This is a genomic window from Dehalococcoidia bacterium, assembly GCA_003597995.1.
Lineage (GTDB): Bacteria > Chloroflexota > Dehalococcoidia > Dehalococcoidales > UBA1222 > SURF-27.
Genome location: QZJY01000058.1, coordinates 21,114 through 38,726 on the forward strand (window position 1 = coordinate 21,114; position 17,613 = coordinate 38,726).

Annotated in this window: 19 protein-coding genes and 2 tRNA genes; 13 read left to right on the plus strand and 8 right to left on the minus strand. The window is 52.6% G+C overall.

The features are described 5' to 3' along the window. Nucleotides 1–22 precede the first annotated feature (22 nt). Nucleotides 23–289 carry a 30S ribosomal protein S15 gene (locus tag C4542_07560; protein RJO60981.1) on the minus strand — a complete coding sequence of 89 codons (267 nt, stop codon included), beginning with the start codon at nucleotides 287–289 and terminating at the stop codon, nucleotides 23–25. A gap of 252 nt (nucleotides 290–541) precedes the next feature. On the opposite strand from C4542_07560, the gene C4542_07565 reads away from it, so the two are divergent. The 8 genes from C4542_07565 to C4542_07600 all read left to right on the plus strand — a co-directional run bounded on the left by C4542_07565 (nucleotide 542) and on the right by C4542_07600 (nucleotide 8,366). Beyond that, nucleotides 542–832: a DUF503 domain-containing protein gene (locus tag C4542_07565; protein ID RJO60982.1), complete on the plus strand. Its 291-nt coding sequence runs from the start codon at nucleotides 542–544 to the stop codon at nucleotides 830–832. A 4-nt stretch (nucleotides 833–836) separates the two neighbouring features. Beyond that, nucleotides 837–3,149 (plus strand): DUF1998 domain-containing protein, encoded by a 2,313-nt coding sequence (locus C4542_07570; protein RJO60983.1) that lies wholly within the window; start codon nucleotides 837–839, stop codon nucleotides 3,147–3,149. A gap of 22 nt (nucleotides 3,150–3,171) precedes the next feature. Then, the gene (locus C4542_07575) at nucleotides 3,172–4,137 is read left to right on the plus strand and encodes a hypothetical protein (GenBank protein ID RJO60984.1); all 966 of its coding nucleotides are present in this window, start codon (nucleotides 3,172–3,174) and stop codon (nucleotides 4,135–4,137) included. Nucleotides 4,138–4,266: 129 nt separating this feature from the next. Continuing rightward, a complete protein-coding gene (locus C4542_07580; GenBank protein RJO60985.1) occupies nucleotides 4,267–5,100 on the plus strand; it encodes a prolipoprotein diacylglyceryl transferase in 834 nt (277 codons plus the stop codon). 40 nt (nucleotides 5,101–5,140) lie between these two features. Further along, nucleotides 5,141–5,602 (plus strand): inorganic diphosphatase, encoded by a 462-nt coding sequence (locus C4542_07585; protein RJO60998.1) that lies wholly within the window; start codon nucleotides 5,141–5,143, stop codon nucleotides 5,600–5,602. Nucleotides 5,603–5,809: 207 nt separating this feature from the next. After that, the gene (locus tag C4542_07590; GenBank protein ID RJO60986.1) at nucleotides 5,810–6,322 is read left to right on the plus strand and encodes a sigma-70 family RNA polymerase sigma factor; all 513 of its coding nucleotides are present in this window, start codon (nucleotides 5,810–5,812) and stop codon (nucleotides 6,320–6,322) included. 9 nt (nucleotides 6,323–6,331) lie between these two features. Beyond that, entirely contained in the window at nucleotides 6,332–7,195 is an 864-nt protein-coding gene (locus C4542_07595; GenBank protein RJO60987.1) for a DUF4382 domain-containing protein, read from the plus strand. A 190-nt stretch (nucleotides 7,196–7,385) separates the two neighbouring features. Next, nucleotides 7,386–8,366, plus strand: a complete 981-nt coding sequence (locus C4542_07600; GenBank protein ID RJO60988.1) for a DUF4382 domain-containing protein — start codon at nucleotides 7,386–7,388, stop codon at nucleotides 8,364–8,366. Nucleotides 8,367–8,470: 104 nt separating this feature from the next. Here C4542_07600 and C4542_07605 read toward each other — a convergent pair whose 3' ends face one another. The 3 genes from C4542_07605 to fabF are packed head-to-tail and all read right to left on the minus strand — an operon-like array spanning nucleotide 8,471 to nucleotide 12,088. Continuing rightward, on the minus strand, nucleotides 8,471–9,115 hold the full coding sequence (locus C4542_07605) for a hypothetical protein (GenBank protein RJO60989.1): 645 nt from the start codon (nucleotides 9,113–9,115) through the stop codon (nucleotides 8,471–8,473). A 16-nt stretch (nucleotides 9,116–9,131) separates the two neighbouring features. Beyond that, complete coding sequence (gene recJ, locus C4542_07610; GenBank protein RJO60990.1) at nucleotides 9,132–10,865, minus strand: single-stranded-DNA-specific exonuclease RecJ; 1,734 nt, start codon at nucleotides 10,863–10,865, stop codon at nucleotides 9,132–9,134. Further along, on the minus strand, nucleotides 10,829–12,088 hold the full coding sequence (gene fabF, locus C4542_07615) for a beta-ketoacyl-[acyl-carrier-protein] synthase II (GenBank protein ID RJO60991.1): 1,260 nt from the start codon (nucleotides 12,086–12,088) through the stop codon (nucleotides 10,829–10,831). The genes recJ and fabF overlap by 37 nt, the downstream gene beginning before the upstream one ends. Before the next feature lie 165 nt (nucleotides 12,089–12,253). Between fabF and C4542_07620 the strand changes: the two genes are divergently transcribed. From C4542_07620 to C4542_07635, 4 genes are read left to right on the plus strand one after another with little or no spacing between them, the layout of a single operon-like run. Continuing rightward, the gene (locus C4542_07620) at nucleotides 12,254–12,472 is read left to right on the plus strand and encodes a type II toxin-antitoxin system HicB family antitoxin (GenBank protein RJO60999.1); all 219 of its coding nucleotides are present in this window, start codon (nucleotides 12,254–12,256) and stop codon (nucleotides 12,470–12,472) included. A 1-nt stretch (nucleotide 12,473) separates the two neighbouring features. After that, the gene (locus C4542_07625; protein RJO60992.1) at nucleotides 12,474–12,662 is read left to right on the plus strand and encodes a type II toxin-antitoxin system HicA family toxin; all 189 of its coding nucleotides are present in this window, start codon (nucleotides 12,474–12,476) and stop codon (nucleotides 12,660–12,662) included. A gap of 32 nt (nucleotides 12,663–12,694) precedes the next feature. Beyond that, nucleotides 12,695–14,002 (plus strand): tRNA (N(6)-L-threonylcarbamoyladenosine(37)-C(2))-methylthiotransferase MtaB, encoded by a 1,308-nt coding sequence (gene mtaB / locus C4542_07630; GenBank protein RJO60993.1) that lies wholly within the window; start codon nucleotides 12,695–12,697, stop codon nucleotides 14,000–14,002. Then, complete coding sequence (locus C4542_07635; GenBank protein RJO60994.1) at nucleotides 13,999–14,514, plus strand: hypothetical protein; 516 nt, start codon at nucleotides 13,999–14,001, stop codon at nucleotides 14,512–14,514. The genes mtaB and C4542_07635 overlap by 4 nt, the downstream gene beginning before the upstream one ends. 5 nt (nucleotides 14,515–14,519) lie before the next feature. Here the strand turns inward: C4542_07635 and C4542_07640 are convergent, their stop codons facing one another. Together C4542_07640 and C4542_07645 are read right to left on the minus strand one after the other, a co-directional pair. Then, nucleotides 14,520–14,942, minus strand: coding sequence for a hypothetical protein (locus tag C4542_07640; GenBank protein RJO60995.1), 423 nt, complete (start codon nucleotides 14,940–14,942; stop codon nucleotides 14,520–14,522). A 406-nt stretch (nucleotides 14,943–15,348) separates the two neighbouring features. Beyond that, complete coding sequence (locus C4542_07645) at nucleotides 15,349–15,585, minus strand: hypothetical protein (GenBank protein RJO60996.1); 237 nt, start codon at nucleotides 15,583–15,585, stop codon at nucleotides 15,349–15,351. A 482-nt stretch (nucleotides 15,586–16,067) separates the two neighbouring features. On the opposite strand from C4542_07645, the gene C4542_07650 reads away from it, so the two are divergent. Then, nucleotides 16,068–16,901, plus strand: coding sequence for a serine protease (locus C4542_07650; GenBank protein RJO60997.1), 834 nt, complete (start codon nucleotides 16,068–16,070; stop codon nucleotides 16,899–16,901). Between the two features lie 153 nt (nucleotides 16,902–17,054). On the opposite strand, the gene C4542_07655 is transcribed toward C4542_07650, so the two are convergent. Continuing rightward, nucleotides 17,055–17,131, minus strand: a tRNA-Arg gene (locus tag C4542_07655). 255 nt (nucleotides 17,132–17,386) lie between these two features. Continuing rightward, nucleotides 17,387–17,463 (minus strand) — tRNA-His (locus C4542_07660). Between the last annotated feature and the right edge of the window lie 150 nt (nucleotides 17,464–17,613).

Here is a 17,613-nt window from a genome sequence, read left to right on the forward strand (position 1 = left end):
GATTATTCAGATGTTCGGGAAGTTATTTGCGCAGGCCTAGAGCTTTGATGAGCTTCTTGTAGCGGTTGATGTCTTCCTTGCTCAGGTAGGCCAGCAACCGTCTGCGCTGTCCGACAAGACGAAGCAAGCTGCGCTTGGAATGGAAGTCATGGCCGAAGGCGGTCATGTGCCGGGTCAACTCTTTGATGCGCGCGGTGAGCAGCGCTACCTGCACCTCGGTTGAACCGGAGTCTCCCTCGTGGCGCCCGTGTTTCTTGATGAGTTCTGTCTTCTTCTGTAGGTCTAACAACTTATTCTCCCATTTATCTTATCTTTTAATCTGCAAATTATAACATAAGACAGGTATGAGTGTAAATTACAAAGGGCTAAGGGCATGAGGGTAAATCAGGCATATTCTAATCTTCGATGGGAGAGGAGGAGGATTTCTCTCCCTTTAGCGAAAGAGAGCAACCTAGTACTTTTTTCTCTGTACACACCTTTGTATTCGCTCGTCCCTCCATCTGCTATAATAATATATATTTCCTCCTAGATTTTTCACCTTATGAATATAGGCATTCTCAAAATTCATTTGCGTCTGCCGGAGAACCTATCTCTCAAAGGCAAGCGCCAGGTGCTTAAATCCATCATTGCCCAACTGCGCAACCGCTTCAATGTTTCCGTTGCGGAGGTGGCCGACAACGACCTTTGGCAACTCGCCACCATCGCCATTTGCGTCGTGAGCAACGACCAGCGCTTCACTAATGAAGTGCTCTCCAAGGCGGTCAACCTGGTGGAGTGCGGGCGCTTCGAGATGGAGTTCTTCGACTACGAGATAGAGATTATCCCTCTTTAGGCGTATGTTCGATACGGCGGACTTTTTAACCCGGCTCAAGCGGCAGACCTTCTACGACGGCCAGATATGCCATAGCCACGACGTGCCACCGCGTGCCGCCCGCTACGGTGACCTCGAAACTCCCCTCGACCCCCGCCTTCAATCCATCCTCGAACTGCACAGGCTGGGACGGCTTTATTCCCACCAGGCCGAGGCCATCAACCGCATACGGCGCGGCCAAAACGTCATGATTTCCACCTCAAGCGCCAGCGGCAAGAGCATGTGCTACAACCTACCTGTGATGCAGGCGTCGCTGGAAGACCCCAGGAGCTGCGCCATATTCCTTTTTCCCACCAAGGCCCTCTCACAGGACCAGCTCGGCAAGATAAAGCACCTTTTTAGCCCATCCATTCTCAGACCTGATGAATTTGACACTTTCGACGGGGATACGCCCGGGCCGGAAAGACCGGCTATCCGCCGACGCGCCCGTTTAATCCTCACCAACCCGGACATGCTGCACGTCAGCATGCTGCCCAACCACGCTTCCTGGGCCAGGCTGTGGCGGAATCTCAGGTTCGTTATTGTAGACGAAGCCCACGCCTACAGAGGCGTTTTCGGCTCCAATGTGGCGCTGGTGTTGCGCAGACTCAGACGGCTGTGCCAGGCATACGGGGGCAATCCCCAGTTTATACTCAGTTCGGCTACGATAGATAATTCCGAAGAACACGCCTGTAACCTCACCGGCATTCCTTTTGAGGTGGTCACCGATGACGGCTCGCCCAAAGGCGGCAAGGACTTTATTTTCTGGAACCCGCCGCTTATCGATGCGGTCAAGGGTACGCGGCGCAGCGCCAACAGCGAAGCGACCAATCTCTTCTCGCAGCTCGTGAGCGAAGGCGTACGCTCCATCTGCTTCACGCGCACGCGGCGACTGTCGGAGCTTCTGGCCAACTATGCCCGCGACCGGCTGAGCGAAATAGCGCCGTCTTACGTTTCGCGTGTCAAGACCTACCGCGCCGGGTATCTCCCGGAGGAAAGACGGCAGATAGAGCGCGAGCTTTCCTGCGGGGCGCTTACCGGCGTGGTGGCCACCAATGCCCTTGAGCTGGGAGTGGATATCGGCGACCTGGACGCCACCGTGCTCACCGGCTATCCCGGCACCATTGCCAGCACCTGGCAACAGGCTGGGCGCAGCGGAAGGCGCGATACCCGCTCGCTCTCCTTTCTCATCGGGCTGGACAACCCGCTCGACCAGTATCTCATGCGCCAGCCGGAGTTCTTTTTCGGCAGGAGTTTCGAGAACGCGCTGGTAAACCCCGAGAACCACCACATCCTGCGCAGCCACCTGCTGTGCGCCGCCTGGGAGATGGCGCTCACCAAAGGAGACCAGGAGTTCTTCGGCGAGACAATGCGGCAGGAGGTCGAGGGGTTGGTGGCTGAAGGCTTACTGAAAGAGCGTCGTGGACGCTTTTTTCTATCGCCGGCGCTGGCTTATCCCGCGGGTGACGTTAGCATACGCTCGGCCTCCGGTGACCATTTCTCACTGCTGGACGGCAAAACGGGCAAGCTATTGGAGACGCTGGAAATCTCGCACGCCTTTTTGCAGGCTCATCTGGGAGCAATTTATCTGCACCAGGGTGAAGGCTACCTGGTGACAGAGTTCGACCTAGCATCAAAGACCATCAAGGTCGAGTCCTCCGTGGCGGCCTACTATACAGTCGCCAGGGATTTGACCGACGTGCGCATCCTGAGCATACATAAAGAGAAATTCTTCGACTCGCTCAAGGTTTGTCTGGGCGAGGTCGAAGTGAGCATGGATGTCATCAGCTTCAAGAAAAAGGTGCAGTTCACCGAAGAAGTGCTGGGTGAAGAGCCGCTGGACCTCCCCACGCAGCGCTTCCGCACTGTGTCGCTGTGGTTCGACCTGCCGCAGGAGGCGATGAGCCGCATCGCTAAAGAAGGACTGGATTTCGCCGGAGGCATACACGGAGCCGAGCACACCGCCATCGGCATGCTGCCCCTTTTCGCTATGTGCGACCGCAACGACATCGGTGGCCTCTCCACGCCGCTGCACCCGGATACAGGCAAAGCCCAGATATTCATCTACGACGCCTATCCCGGCGGTGTGGGCATTGCAGAGAAGGGCTTTGAGATGGTTCGCGAGCTGTGGCAGGCGACGCTGGCGGCCATAAGCGAGTGTCCCTGCCAGGACGGCTGCCCTAGCTGCATCCAGTCGCCCAAGTGCGGCAATAACAACAAGCCGCTGGACAAGCGGGCGGCGCAAGTTCTCCTCGAAGGATTATTGACTTCTTGTAATAAAGAAATCGGCCACCACTAGTTGTAACTGAAGGAGGGTTTACGTGAGAATCAGAGCAATTATTAAGGAGAAATTGGACAGACGTGAGATAAATCCAACAGAGGGAATGGCGTTTCTTTACGCTATTACCTGGGTATTATATGTCATTGGCGTCTTTTGGGTTTTATGGTGGCTGAAGTATGTGACGGTAGAAAGTGCCAAATGGGCTTTAAGTGCCCAAGTGCAAGCTACTGCTGCCATATTTGGGCTTCTAATCGCTGCTGTTTCATTGCGTTGGAGCCGTGTCACGGAACAAGAACAACAACTAAGAAGCAAAATATATTCTTATCTCCAATTTCTTGCTGGATCTACAAAAGGGATCCCTGCCGTGTCTGTCTTAGACTCTGCGTATGGTAAATATGTCGAATGGGTTGAAGGAAACAAGAAAAACAAAGTAAACAAGGCGATTTTTGTAAAGTTGGGGAGATTCTGGGTAATTAAAAACTTATCAGACCAGTATCGTTTGCGTCTGATATTTGGCAGATTCCTAACTGTTGGGCAGACCAAGCCATTAAATCGAATTAGCAAGCTGAGCAGACGTGCTGCTGTCGATATGTGGGAGGACTATCACAAACGTCCAGAAGCTTTTATATTGAACATGCACGAAACGTTTTCTTTTCTTGTAGCAATAATGATAGCTGAGCAACCAAACACAGGAGAAGAATGCGAGTTTCCCGCTGAAAGCGTTCTCCTAGATAATATTGCTAGTTCAATAATTTCAGACAATAGTAAATTGATAGCTGAAGAAGTTAAAAGAACTAGGATTATTATACGACCACGGTTCTATCTTACGGCCTTTCTATTAGCTTTGGCTATCTTACTCGGGCTATCCATTTTGACTGGCATAGAGGGAACTCTGTATCCATTTTCATTAATCCCCAATTATCTTGCATGGGCTGTCGGCATCCCTATCGGGCTATCATTTGCGGGTATTATTTTCAGCTTACTAATTATACGCAAGATCATCTGACCGAGGACAATGAACTACTTTTATGCGATGTCACATTCGTGACGGGCGTCACAGCAGCAAATGCCGATCTATTGTATAATTGCTGGTAATTCCTGAAACAATCATAGAATCTGATCCCCTGGAGCAATTATGAATGCTATAGAAATCAATGTCAGCCCTGTCCTGTGGCACATCGGTGGGATGGAGGTGCGCTGGTACGGCGTCATGATGGCGCTGGGCGTGATGGTGCTCATCCTCTGGACATACAACCAGATAAGGCGCGGCGCTAAACTTTCTTACGACCACCTGCTGGGTGGGGCTCTTGTAGGCATACCCTCAGGCATAGTCTTCGCCCGCCTGCTGCATGTCGTGGATGGTTCGAGCAATATCAATTACTACTTTTCGCAGCCTCTGCGCATCATCGGCGGGTCGGGGCTCACCATCTACGGCGCCATACTCGGGGCGGCGCTCGGCGTCTGGGTTTACAGCCGCCTCAACAAGCTGAACTACAGTTATCTGGTGGATGTCATCACCCCGGGAATTATACTGGCGCAGGTGCTGGGAAGGGTGGGTTGCCTTTTCAACGGCTGCTGTTACGGCAAAGAGTTGATTGGCTCTCCTTTCAACATCGTATATACCAATCCGGAGTCTTTTGCCCCCATCAGCTTTCCGGTACAGCCGACGCAATTTTATGAATTACTGTTCCTGCTAGCCTTGTTTGCCGTGATAATGGTATTCCGCAGCAAGTTCAAGCCGGACGGGGTGCAGTTCATGTTCTATCTGGGCATGTACTCTTTATGGCGTATCGGCATCGGTTTCCTGCGCGTGGGCACGCCTTTTGCCTTCGGGTTGGAAGAAGCTCAGGTTATCGGCATTATCGTGGCCATCATCTGCTTCTCACTGATAGCCTACCGCGTGCGCAAAGCGAAATCTACGCCTCCGACGGTGGAACTTGCCGCTACGGAGAGCGGGAGCGAATCTTAACGTGGCGGCATCGAAGCACAACGTGCCCTCGGTCAACGTCATGGTGGAGATACCCAAGGGCAGCCGCAACAAGTACGAGTACGACAGTAAACGCAAGGTCATCAAGTTCGACCGCATGCTTTTTTCGGCCATGCACTACCCCAGCGACTATGGCTTCATAACCGATACGTTGGCTGAAGACGGCGACCCGCTGGACGCGCTGGTGCTGGTATGGGAGGCCACCTTCCCCGGCTGCATGATAGAGGCTCGGCCTATCGGCCTCTTTCGCATGCGCGACGAGCATGGCCCCGATGCCAAAATCCTCTGTATTCCTCTGGGCGACCCGATGTGGAACCATATCGAGACGCTGGACGATGTGCCGCCGCACCTCCTCAAAGAAATAGAGCACTTCTTCAGGGTTTATAAGGACCTCGAAGAGAAGAAGACGGGGATTGAGGGCTGGGAGGGGTTGGATGCGGCCTTGAGGGAAATAAAAGAAGCACAGGAGAGGTTTAAGAAATAGCCTCGAACCACTCGCGCATAACTTAACATACAAAAAGAGAGTCGAGATTGTCTCGACTCTCTTTTTGTTTACAACCCGGTTTAAGCTCGAGTTCAACTTGTGATTTCCGGTAGGCTGACATCTGTCCTGGTTTATCGTTATAACAGTGTGAAATTGGTTGGCTTCGGCGCTGATGGTATACTGGTTATAGTCTTTGAGGGCCATCGAATGAGCGCCGAAACTCTAAAAGAAAAAGAAGCCGAGTTGTGCGGCATGTACGAGCAGTTCTACGATAAAATCTCGCGGTATGCCTATGTGCGTATCGGAGACAGGGCGTCAGCCGAAGACATCGCGGGCGAGACGTTTCTGAAGGCTCTGAAGGCGTTGCCTTCTTATCGCGAACGCGGGTTGCCCATGAGCGCCTGGCTTTTTCGTATCGCTCACAATCTGGTGGTGGACTTTCTGAGGCAAAAGTCCAAGGGACGTTCGGTGCCGCTTGATGACATCGATTTGCCTTCGGATGTCAACCCTGCGCTGCTGGCAGAGTCACGTCTCGAAATGGCGAGGGTCAACCAGGCTATGAAAGCCCTCAGCCCGGCGCAGCAGGAAGTGATAAGGCTGCGCTTTCTGGCCGAGTTAAGCTCGAAAGAGGTAGCGGCCGTCATGGGTAAGAGCGACGGCGCCGTGCGCGAGATGCAGAGCTCGGCCATTGCCCGGCTCAGGCAACTACTTGTGGAATAGCGACATAAAATGAAAGACATCGATTTAATTCTGGATGATTGTCTCGACCATCTCGCTTGGGGTGAGACGATGGAGGATTGCCTGGCTGCCTACCCGCGACAGGCGGATGAGCTGCGCCCGGCGCTCCTGGCTGTGTCCAGAGTTAAAAAAATCAATACTTTTGAACCAGGCGCGGAGGCTAAGGCCGAAGCCCGGCAGCGCTTTTATCGCGCCAGGTCAGAGATGTCTGGCAAGACCGAACGCTCGTTTTTATCCCGGCTGGCCTACTGGCCGGCGGCGCTGGTAGCCACGGCAGCGGTGCTGATAGCCGCCATTATTGGATATAATACGCAGCAACCCGGGACATCCCCATATATACCAGTCTCCATACCAGTCACAAGTTCCGGAGGTAATTTCATCTTCCTCATCAGCGATGCGGTCAATGCTATCGCTGATTTTAAGAGCCTGGAAATAACTATCGACAAAGTAGGGTTGTTGACCGGTTCAGGCTGGATCGAGTTTGTCCCGGAGGTCAGGACAATCGACCTGACGTTGTTGCCGGGTGAAAAGACGCAGGCCATCTGGCGCGGCGATATGCCGGAAGGGAAGTATTCCAAAGTGTTCATTTATGTTTCCGATGTCCAGGGCGTGCTCAAGTCTACAGGAAAGGCGGTTGATATCAAACTGCCCGGAAAAAAGATACAGATAAACAGCGCTTTCAATATTAGCAGTGACAGCACCACCAGCTTCATCTTCGATCTTACCGTAACGGCCAGCGGCAACCCCAAAAACGGCCTGCGCTATATGCTCAAACCGCAGGTAGACGAAAGCGGCGCGGGTTCCAGCCCGGTCTCAGGAACAGCGCTGGATAAAGGCAAATCACCAAGTAGGTAAAGATAAATATTTAAGATAAATTTGATAAATTGGGTTAGTTATTTTATAACTTCTTTATGTTTCCTCGACTATATTACGGTTATGAGTCGTCGTAAACAGAAGATTTTCCACAAATCTTAAACCAGCCACCTGACATTTTGACGGTCTCTCCCGTTATCATTATTGAGTTTTTAACAAGGAGGAAAATGTCATGAAAAAGATCTCGGTTATATTCACTGCCCTGGCCGTGTTGGCATTGCTATTGGCCGGGTGCGCAAGTTCCCCCGGAACGGCAACTACTAGCACGACATCCGGCGCTCCGGCCGCGGGTAAGGGATACGTCAATATACTGGTGACCGACGCTCCGCCCAAAAATGAGGTGACCAGTATCATGGTCACGGTTTCCAGCATAAACGTACATATGGCAAGCACGGAAACAACTACCGTGCCGACGTCGACAATTACCTCTACCACCACGGCCGCAACAACTACTGCCACAACGACAACGGCCACATCCACGGCCACGACGACATCCACGACAACGACCGGCACGCCCCCGCCAACATCTTCCGGGGAAGCGGGAGGACAATGGATTACCATCCCCGTCAGCGGGCCCAACCCGTTCGACCTGCTCAAGTTGCAGGGCATCGACGAACTACTGGGAACCGCTCAACTTCAGGCCGGCAGATATACGCAAATCAGGCTGGTCTTAACTAAAGTGGAAGTAGCGCTGGGAGGCGGGGCGCTGCAGGAAGCCACCTTGCCCAGTGGCGAACTCAAATTTATCCGCCCGTTCGATGTCATTGCCGGTGAGACCACCGATGTCGAGCTGGATTTCGACGCTAAGAAAAGCGTCAATGTCACCGGCTCGGGCAAGGTCATGGTCAAACCCGTGGTCAAGCTGACCATCACCAATAAGAGCTCCAACGAGCTTGCTTCGCTTAGCGGCGTGGTGAGCGCCGTGGATGCTCAAGCGTCGACTATCTCCATCCTGCCCACAGGTCAGACCCAGCCCATCGTCTTAGGTGTCACACCGCAGACTGTTATTATCCTGGATGAGAAAGAGGTTACACTCGCGGACCTGGCCGCGTTACCGGCTGGCAGCACTGCTACCGCCTCATACCTCTCGAACAGTCTGAAAGCGGTAAGGATAGAAATTGTGACGCCGCAGGCTACGACAACGTCTGCTTAACGAAGATATAGCCACTCTTATAGTAAAGGGCGTACTTTGAGAAGTACGCCCTTTCTGTTTAATGAGGATGATTCAGCTAATGTCTGGATACAGTTACTGACAGTCTAGAACCTGTCTTTGATGCTCTTCCTGGCGAAGACGCGTTTCCAGCTTCCGCCTTTTTTCCTCATCTCTACTAACCTTGGAATGTAGCTGAGGAACGGGATAAGCATGAGCACAGCGGAAAAGATGACGTAACGCCCGTTGTGGTAGATAAGCCAGGCGATGAACGGGAAGCTGAGCATGGCCAGGCCGTAACTGATGGTAGGTACGCGCGTAAGCGCCAGTAGCACGAGGAAGATGGCGAAGCCTATAGGATATCCCCAGGGAATGAAATACAGAACAGCGCCTATGACGGTGGCGCCGCCCTTGCCGCCCTTGAATTTGAGCCAGATGGGAAATTTGTGGCCCAGCACTGATGCCACGCCGGCGGCCATCTCGATATATATCCACCATGGAATGTCGAAATCGCGTCCGAGCCAGTGCGCCATGGCTACGGCGGCGGCGCCTTTGCCCAGGTCGAGTGCCAGCACGATAACACCGTAAATGAAGCCGATGTTGTAGATGCTGTTCATGGCGCCCATGTTGCGGCTGCCCACAGTGCGGATATCTATGCCTTTGCGCAGCCGCCCCATGATATAGGCGCTGGGAAAAGAACCCAGGAAATAGCCCGCGACCAGCGAGATGATAATGGCCAGTGGTTGGCTCATAAAAATCTCTCCTGTTTCAGATATTTACGCCCGACGGGGCAAAGTCCATGATGTTCAGACGCAGCCGGGATTCCCCGTTCCAGTCGTCCTGCTCCAGATTATATACGATGTCCAGTGGCAGTTGCACGTCCACGATGCGTTCGCCGGCACCGAAGGCCACCGCGTCCCATAAACCGGCGCCCTGCTTGAGCTTGAGCCTGAGGTGCGCGCCGCTGGAGCCCATGGTACGGCAGTCGGCGATGCGCGTGCCCTGGCTGATGAAAACAGGAGCTGCGTTACCCATGCCGAAGGGCGCCAGCTTCTGAATTTGTGTATGGGTTGCTCCACTCAGTTCGCTGAACCTGACAGAAGCGTCAATGTCTATCCGGGGGCGCAGGTCGAGCATGGCGAGTTCACCGACGGCGATTTCGTTAAGGCGTTCTTCAAACCTGGGCAGGTTGGCAGCAAGCAGGGTGAAACCGGCTGCCTGGGCATGCCCGCCGAAGCGCGTCAGCAGGTCGGAGCATTTACTGATAGCCTCGGTAATATTGAACTCAGGTATGCTGCGGCAACTGCCGTGACAAACCTCTTCGCCTGTCTGTATGACGATGGCAGGGTGGTAGAACTCATCACACAATCTGCCCGCCACCAGCCCCAGTACCCCGCCGGCATAGCCGGGGTCGCGGGCGATAAGAATGGGCGAAATGCCCTTCGCCACCACCTGTTCCCGGGCATGGGTCATAGCAGCGGCGGTAAGGCGCTGGCGCTCGCTGTTCTGTTCCGCCAGAGCTTGCCCCAGTGTGCGCGCTTCTTCAGGTGACTCGGTTACCAGCAGATTGTAGGCTGAGATAGCGTGTTCCAGCCTGCCGGCGGCGTTGAGGCGCGGGGCCAGGCCGAAAGAGATATCCTGGGCATCCATTTTTTCCAGTTTGATGCCTGCCTGCGAGGCCAGTTCTCTAAGGCCAGGACGCGTGGTATTCCTCAGTTGTTCGAGGCCGGCTTTTACAAGGTAGCGGTTTTCCCCTACTAGAGGCATCATATCCGCTACTGTGCCGAGCGCCACCAGGTCGAGGAACTCCTGGACTTCATTTTCTTTACCCAAACCTTGATATAGAGCTTGCAACAGCTTGTACGCCACACCCACGCCGGCGAGGTCTGCAAAAGGATAACGCGAATCCTGTCGTTTGGGGTCCACTACGGCAATAGCGGGGGGTAACTCTTCCAGCGGCAGGTGGTGGTCGGTGATTATCAAATCCAGCGGGGGCAGGCGGGGCTTGTGTGTCTCACGCATCTGCGCTGTGCCGGTGATGCCACAGTCCGCTGTGATTACCAGGGTCACACCGTGTTCCCGCAGCTCTGCAAGGGCGTAGCTGTTTAAACCGTGCCCTTCCTGTAAGCGGTGCGGTATGTAAGGAATGACGTGACCGCCCAGCCGCTCAAGTCCCTTGACCAGTAACGCTGTGGCGCTGATGCCGTCGACGTCGAAATCGCCGTAAACGGCTATCTTTTCGCCGCTGAGGAGGGCTTTCTGGATGCGCTGGACAGCTTTCTCGATATCAGGCATCATCCAGGGGTCTCCGCTCAACCGGCTGTCAGCGCTGAAGAAAGCTTGCGCCAGGGCGGGTTCGCTCAGCCCCCGGTTGTAAAGGAGTTGCTTCAGCAGCGGAGAGTATTCAGCGGTGTTTATAGGGTGACCGGCCGGTATACGCGGCAGGATGCTCCAGCGGCAACGGTTCAAACGCCTGCCTCGCTGTATCGTCCCAGTATCAATGTCGAGTTGTGCCCGCCGAAACCGAACGAGTTGGAAAGGGCTATTTTTACTTTGGCCTTGCGCGCCTTGTTGGGCACGTAGTCCAGGTCGCAGTTGGGATCGGGATGAGTCAGGTTGATAGTGGGCGGAATGATGCCCTCTTTAATGACCAGCGCGCAGATAGAAGCTTCCAGCGCCCCCGCGGCGCCGATGAGGTGACCGGTCATGGATTTGGTGGAGCTGACAGGAACTTTGCCGGCATTCTGCCCGAAGACAGACTTGATGGCACAGGTCTCCATCTTGTCGTTGAGCTGGGTGGAAGTGCCGTGCGCGTTGACGTAATCGATATCTTCCGGCTTCAACCCGGCGCGCTCGATAGCTCGTTTCATGGAGCGCACGCCGCCCTCGCCGCTCTCGGTGGGCTGCGTCATGTGGTAGGCGTCGGCGCTGGCCCCGTAGGAGAGCATCTCTCCGATAATATGCGCTCCCCGCGCTCTGGCATGTTCCAGGCTCTCCAGAACAAGAACCGCTGAGCCTTCGCTGATGATAAATCCGTCGCGCGTGGCATCGAAGGGGCGCGAAGCCGTCTCGGGGCTGTCATTGCGTGTCGAGAGAGCTTTGAGGGCGCTAAAACTGCCGACGCCGATGGGGTTGATGCAGGATTCGCTGCCTCCGGTGAAGATAACGGGCATGTCGCCGCGCCGGATAAATTCAAAGGCGACGCCGATAGCATCTGCCCCCGATGAGCAGGCGGAAGTAGTGCAGAAGTTGGTGCCCTTGAGGCCGAGAGAAATCGATACCTGCCCTGCCGCCATATCCGAGATCATCATAGGAACGGTAAAAGGACTGAGCCTGTCGGGGCCTTTTTCAATGAGGATTTTGGCCTGTTCGAATAGGGTATTTAGTCCGCCGATGCCGCTGCCGATAATGGTGCCGATAGAGTCAGCGTTGGAGGCGTCCACTACCAGTCCGGACTGCACCAGCGCCTGTTTGGCAGCCGCTACAGCCAGTTGCGCGAAGCGGTCCATGCGCTTAGCTTCCTTAACGCTCATGAAGGCGGTCGGGTCGAAGCCCTTTATTTCGCCGGCAATTTTGGTATCGTGTCTTGAAACATCGAACTGAGTTATGCAGTTTATTCCGGATTTACCGGAGATAAGCCCCTGCCAGGTGCTGGCGGTATCCAGCCCTAACGGGGTAAGCATGCCTATACCGGTGATGACGACTCTGTGATTGGTGTTTGACATAAGATAGCACTCCGAGGATTTTATATCAGTCTTATTGGAGCATACTTTAGCATAAAAACTCACATTGCTGCAAAAAAGAATTATATGATCATCATTAATTCATGCTTTGTGCAGTAAAGAGAACTTGCTATAATACAGTAGGTTTATGTGATGGAGGTGATAGGGGTGTTGAAGAGCTACACGGCCAAGTACCTGAAAATAAGTTCTGGCTACATGGGGCAGCTTGTCGAATGGCCTGAAGTGATTACGGAGGGCAAAACCATAGACGAGTGCAGGGAATTGCTCAAAGACGCTGTGGGCGAGATGATAATGGCCTATAAACAACAGGGGCGAGAGATACCTTTGGGCGGAGGTTTGCTTGAGCATGTACTTATAGAGGCATAGTTTGTCGGTTAAACGTCGGGATTTGTTGAAATACTTTGAAGAAAATGGCTTTCGTTTGTTGCGTGAAGGCAGCAAACATTCTATCTATACTAATGATATCAAAACCGTGCCGGTGAAACGGCATCCGACCCTCGACAGGATAACCGCAAATGAGTTGTGCAAACAGGCCGGGTTATCTCCCAAATTCTAGCCCTAAAAATCCTTTTAATCTCCATTTTTATTATGCCATTTGGCGTCTTCCTCTGTTATAATTCTAGTGTTATGCCTCGAGAAATCCGCGTTGCCATCGAAACCCTCGGCTGCAAGCTGAACCAGGCCGAGTCGGAAACGCTGGCCAGGCAACTCGCTGCGGCAGGATGTCAAATCGTCGGCGTCAATGAAAAGACCGATGCTTTTATCCTCAACACATGCACCGTCACCCATATCGCCGACCGCAAGTGCCGCCAGTCTCTGCGCGCCGCCCGCCGCAACAACCCTAATGCTTTGATCGTCGCCACCGGCTGCTATGCCAACTGCTCGGAGAGTGAACTGTGGGGTATACCGGACATAGACTTGATTCTGAAAAATAAGGACAAAGACTCGCTTTCCCAGATAGTTGCGCAGCGTCTCGGGGCGTCCAGTCCTGCCGGTATGACAGAAACTGGTCTGCGCACGCGGGCCTTTATCAAAGCGCAAGACGGTTGCAACCGCCGCTGTGCCTACTGCATCGTGCCGATGGTGCGCGGGCGCGAAAAAAGCCTGCCTTCCGACGTCGTGATGGCGGAAATTCAGGCCAGAGTGGCTGACGACTATAAAGAAGTGGTGCTCACCGGAACGGAAGTCGGTTCATATTCCTCAGATGGTTTAAATATCAAGGGGCTGCTTAGGCGCATCCTGGCCGAAACGAAAATAGAGCGCCTGCGTGTTTCTTCGTTGCAGCCGTACGAAATAACCCCCGAATTACTCGCTTTATGGAAGAATTCTAGATTATGTCCCCACTTTCATATCTCGCTGCAAAGCGGGGCGGACGTTGTGCTCAACCATATGAAACGAGGCTATTCAACTTCCGAATTTGAAAAAGCTCTGAAGAAGATTAGAGAAACGTTGCCGGAAGCGGCCACAACCACTGACGTTATCGTTGGATTCCCTGGAGAAACCGATGCCGAGTTTCAACAGACCGTAGATTTCTGCCGCAGGGTGGGTTTTGCTCGCATCCATGTATTCGCCTTTTCGCCTAGGCCGGGAACTGCTGCCGCGGATATGACCGGACAGGTAGACGCGCGGATAAAAAAAGAGCGTTCCGCTAAAATGCTGGCGTTGGCAAAAGAAAGTGCTGCAGAGTTTCGCTGCGCTTTCCTTGGCAGGACCTTAACAGTGCTGTGGGAGCAAAAATCAAACGCAGGTGTCTGGTCGGGATATACGTCCAACTACATCCGCATTTATACTCGAAGTGAGCGAAACCTGACCAATGTTTTAACCGAAACGAGGTTGGTAAAATTATACAGAGACGGGGTCTGGGGAGAACCGATGAATCCGGAGGAGAATAAATGAAAAGCGTAATTGTTTTGGCAATGCACGGGTCGCCGCCCCCCGACTTCCCGCGCCCCGAACTGGCGGAGTTCATGTCTTTGCATGCCCGGCTGGAGGCAGCGGCTGTGTCACACAGCCCGGCACTGGAAAGCCGCTATGAAGAGCTGGAGCAGAAAATGCGGCAATGGCCGCGCAGCCGGCAAAATGACCCTTTCTTTGCTTCCTTTCAGGAAATCGCTGCCGAGCTTGAACGCTCCAGCGGATATGAAGTGATTCTGGGCTTCAATGAGTTTTGTGCACCCAGCCTAGGCGAGGTTCTGGAACATGCCGCCTCTTCCGGCGCCGCGAGGGTATTTGTGGTCACCCCCATGATGACGCGCGGTGGAGAGCACTCCGAAAAAGACATCGCTCAGGCGGTAAAAAAAGCTCAGGAAAAACATCCGGGCGTGCGCTTCGTTTATGCCTGGCCTTTCGAGACCTCTGAAGTGGCGCAGTTTCTCGCCGCTCAAATTAAAAGATTTGAAAGTGACTGAAACAGTTATTTAGCCGGTACGCGCAGCGTATTGGCCACCACAGATATGATGTGAATGATGGGTTGCATCAGCGGAGAAAGCGGTTTTACTTCTGATAAAACGGTGAAATTGGCCACTCCCGGCAAATTGGTTACGCTGCCCGGGCAGACGTCCACCTCTTTCCCGTCTATTTTTACTTTCAGCCAGGTGTGCCCGGTGATGCGCTCCCTGGCCATCTGGCCGTCTATCATGCGCGCTTCAAAGCGGCAGCGTGCGGCATACACCGGCCTGCAATCTGTCCCCAGATGGTCGTAGATTATTTGTAAAGCCAGCGCTTGCTGCTGGCAGTAGCCCTGCCCCCGTTCGAAGGCGCGTTCAGGCGTATCCCAGGGGTTCCTGCGCGAGTAGTCGAATTTTCTGGCCGTAAGGTTCTGTGCGTAAGCTGCCATGTCCCATCCCTTTAATCCACTATCCTTGCATATCTCAATTGCATCGTCGATGGTCGCCACGCCGTCCAGTGAAGTTTGATATTGTATTGGATAATAACCCGCCCCCCAGGACGTCAGGCCACTCAAAAACAAGGTCAGCAACAGATTGATTACAATGACGCTGAACAGGTTCGTTCCGGATATTTTGAGCCTCCACGCCGCCCCCAGTCAGGCGGCGCCGGGGATTTCATAAACGCGCAAAAAGAAAAACACGGCTCCTGCTGAGAGCAATGCGGCCAGCATAAGGAAGGGGATAATGCGTTTTTTCATTCTAACGTTATTGTAGGAGATTTATGTCGCCTGTCAATACACCTGATATGCCTGTAACAACCGTCGGAGAAGAATACTCCATTGCTATCTTTTTATTCTAAACCTGGCCGAAGGGCGGCAAAGTGGAGAAAGTTCTTTCCATGGCCTTGAGTATTTCGGCCACTTCCGGGTCGGTATCCTTATACGGCGTCACGCGGTTGATGGCGAACACGGCGGCGGTATAGTCCTCGCGCGTTTTTATTGCCTGCTCGCGGATGAGGCGGTGCAGCAGGTCCTTGCTTTCCTTGATGGTGGCTTTGTCTACAGGCTTGTTGTCCTCATCGCCAACGAACATCTTAGCCTCCTTCGTACCCATCCCCTCTCCCTTGAGGGGAGAGGAATAAGGTGAGGGTGAAAGTCTGGGACTAAACTTATACTTCGGACTGCCTTACTTTAGCAGCCTTGTGGTTACAAAGTATAACAAAGAGAGAGTGAAAATTAAAGAAATATGACATTATGGGGGGAGAGGCGTGGTGCGCCTGGTGGGATTCGAACCCACGACCCTCGGTTTCGAAGTGCGTCTGTAAAGGCGCTTTTAGCTAGAGTTTGACACTTTTTACCGCCATCCGAGAACAGTTAATTACGCACAATAGTGACTAACGGCTGCAAAGAAAGAATAGCAAACGGAATAGCAAAAAAAGCTTACAATTTAAGTGGCAAAAACTTATTCCAACTTTGTGCAGCATTCATTGCCCATAGCAAGAGAGCTCCCTTTGCTGTAATATGGTCAATAATCTTAACCAAGATAAATCAAGTTGATATATCGAAGGAGGTAAAATGGCTTCACCCTTGGTAAAGGGATGGATATACGCGACAGTCCCGATTGAAAATCCACAGGGAGAATCCGGCACCGGATTTCTTGTCTTGAGGAATACAGGGTTGGAACAAGGTAAGGTGTTTCTCGTTACGAATAAACATGTAATATGCAGTAATCCATCGCAACGTTCTCTGGTCACACACATAAAATGCCATTTCAATACAAAAGAACCCGATGGCAGTGCTGGGACAATCTGTGGTGATGTTCCTTTATGCTATCCAGATGGTTCAAAGCGATTTCGGGAGCATGTTGATGCAGACACAGACGTTATTGCAGTCGATGTCACCGATGTAATGCAATTTAACCCAAAAATAGAAAAGCGTTGGGTTGATTACAGTCTGTTTGCTGATGAGGCAAAAAGAAAAGAGCTAGATATCACCGTTGGCGAAGAAATCGTTACGATTGGCTACCCTCTTGGCTTGCGTCAAGGAGAATCCAACTTCCCTTTGATACGTCAAGGCATGATATCTACGAAGATAGGGACGCTTCTGGCAGATAAAATACAAATACAAGGGGCAGGTCTACGCGAGCGTAAACTCCGCGCATTCCTTATTGACGGCGCGACCATACCTGGGTCAAGCGGTAGCCCTGTTATACTGAAACCTGTGATTGGTCGAATCCAAGGTGATGCTATATTAATGGGTTCGGCTCCTCCTGTGTTATTGGGAATTGTCGCTGAAACTAAATACGCTCCAGTTCACCTTGGAGCGACAGTTATACCAAGTTTTGCCGGATTAGGTCTCGCTTTTGACGTTGAGACCATTAAAGAGACGATTGAGTTGTTTTTCCCTTAATGACTAAAATCGATTTCAATATAGGTCTATACCAGAATAGTAAATTACTCACAATAGTGACTGCTGATTGTAAAAATAGAATAGCAAACGGAATAGTAAACAGCGTTTAGTGGAATAATTTAGTGAAATAATGTTGGCATCTAGCTTCAAAAGTGGTGCGCCTGGTGGGATTCGAACCCACGACCCTCGGTTTCGAAGACCGATGCTCTAATCCACTGAGCTACAGGCGCATCGCCTCAATTATAAACGATTGCGCATGGAGCAACAATACTCGTTTTCCTCGCCCCTTGTGGGAGAGGATAAAAAGGTGAGGTGTTAGCCAATTCAAAAAGAGGGTTGGATTTGGGGTAGGGGGAAGGATTTAACTCATTTATTACTTTCCCTCTCCCTTGATGGGAGAGGCGTAGGTGAGGGTGAGAGCAAATTCTTAAACGGAGTTATCCCTTTTGTCGCGTAGCACTGGGCAGTTGTCTTGAAGTGTGGTATGGGGTGGGTGGAGGGATTTGAACCCTCGATCTTCAGGGCCACAACCTGACGCCTTAGGCCTCTGGGCTACACCCACCACGAGAGAAGTAATCTATTATATCTAAAACGGCCTCAGCCTGCAATTTACTGTAAGAGTCCAGTACATATTGGATTTTTGGGGGTTAGTGACAAAGTTATCCAAATAGTAGCGCAAAGGCGGAAGTTTTCCAATAGCCCGGTGAGGCTT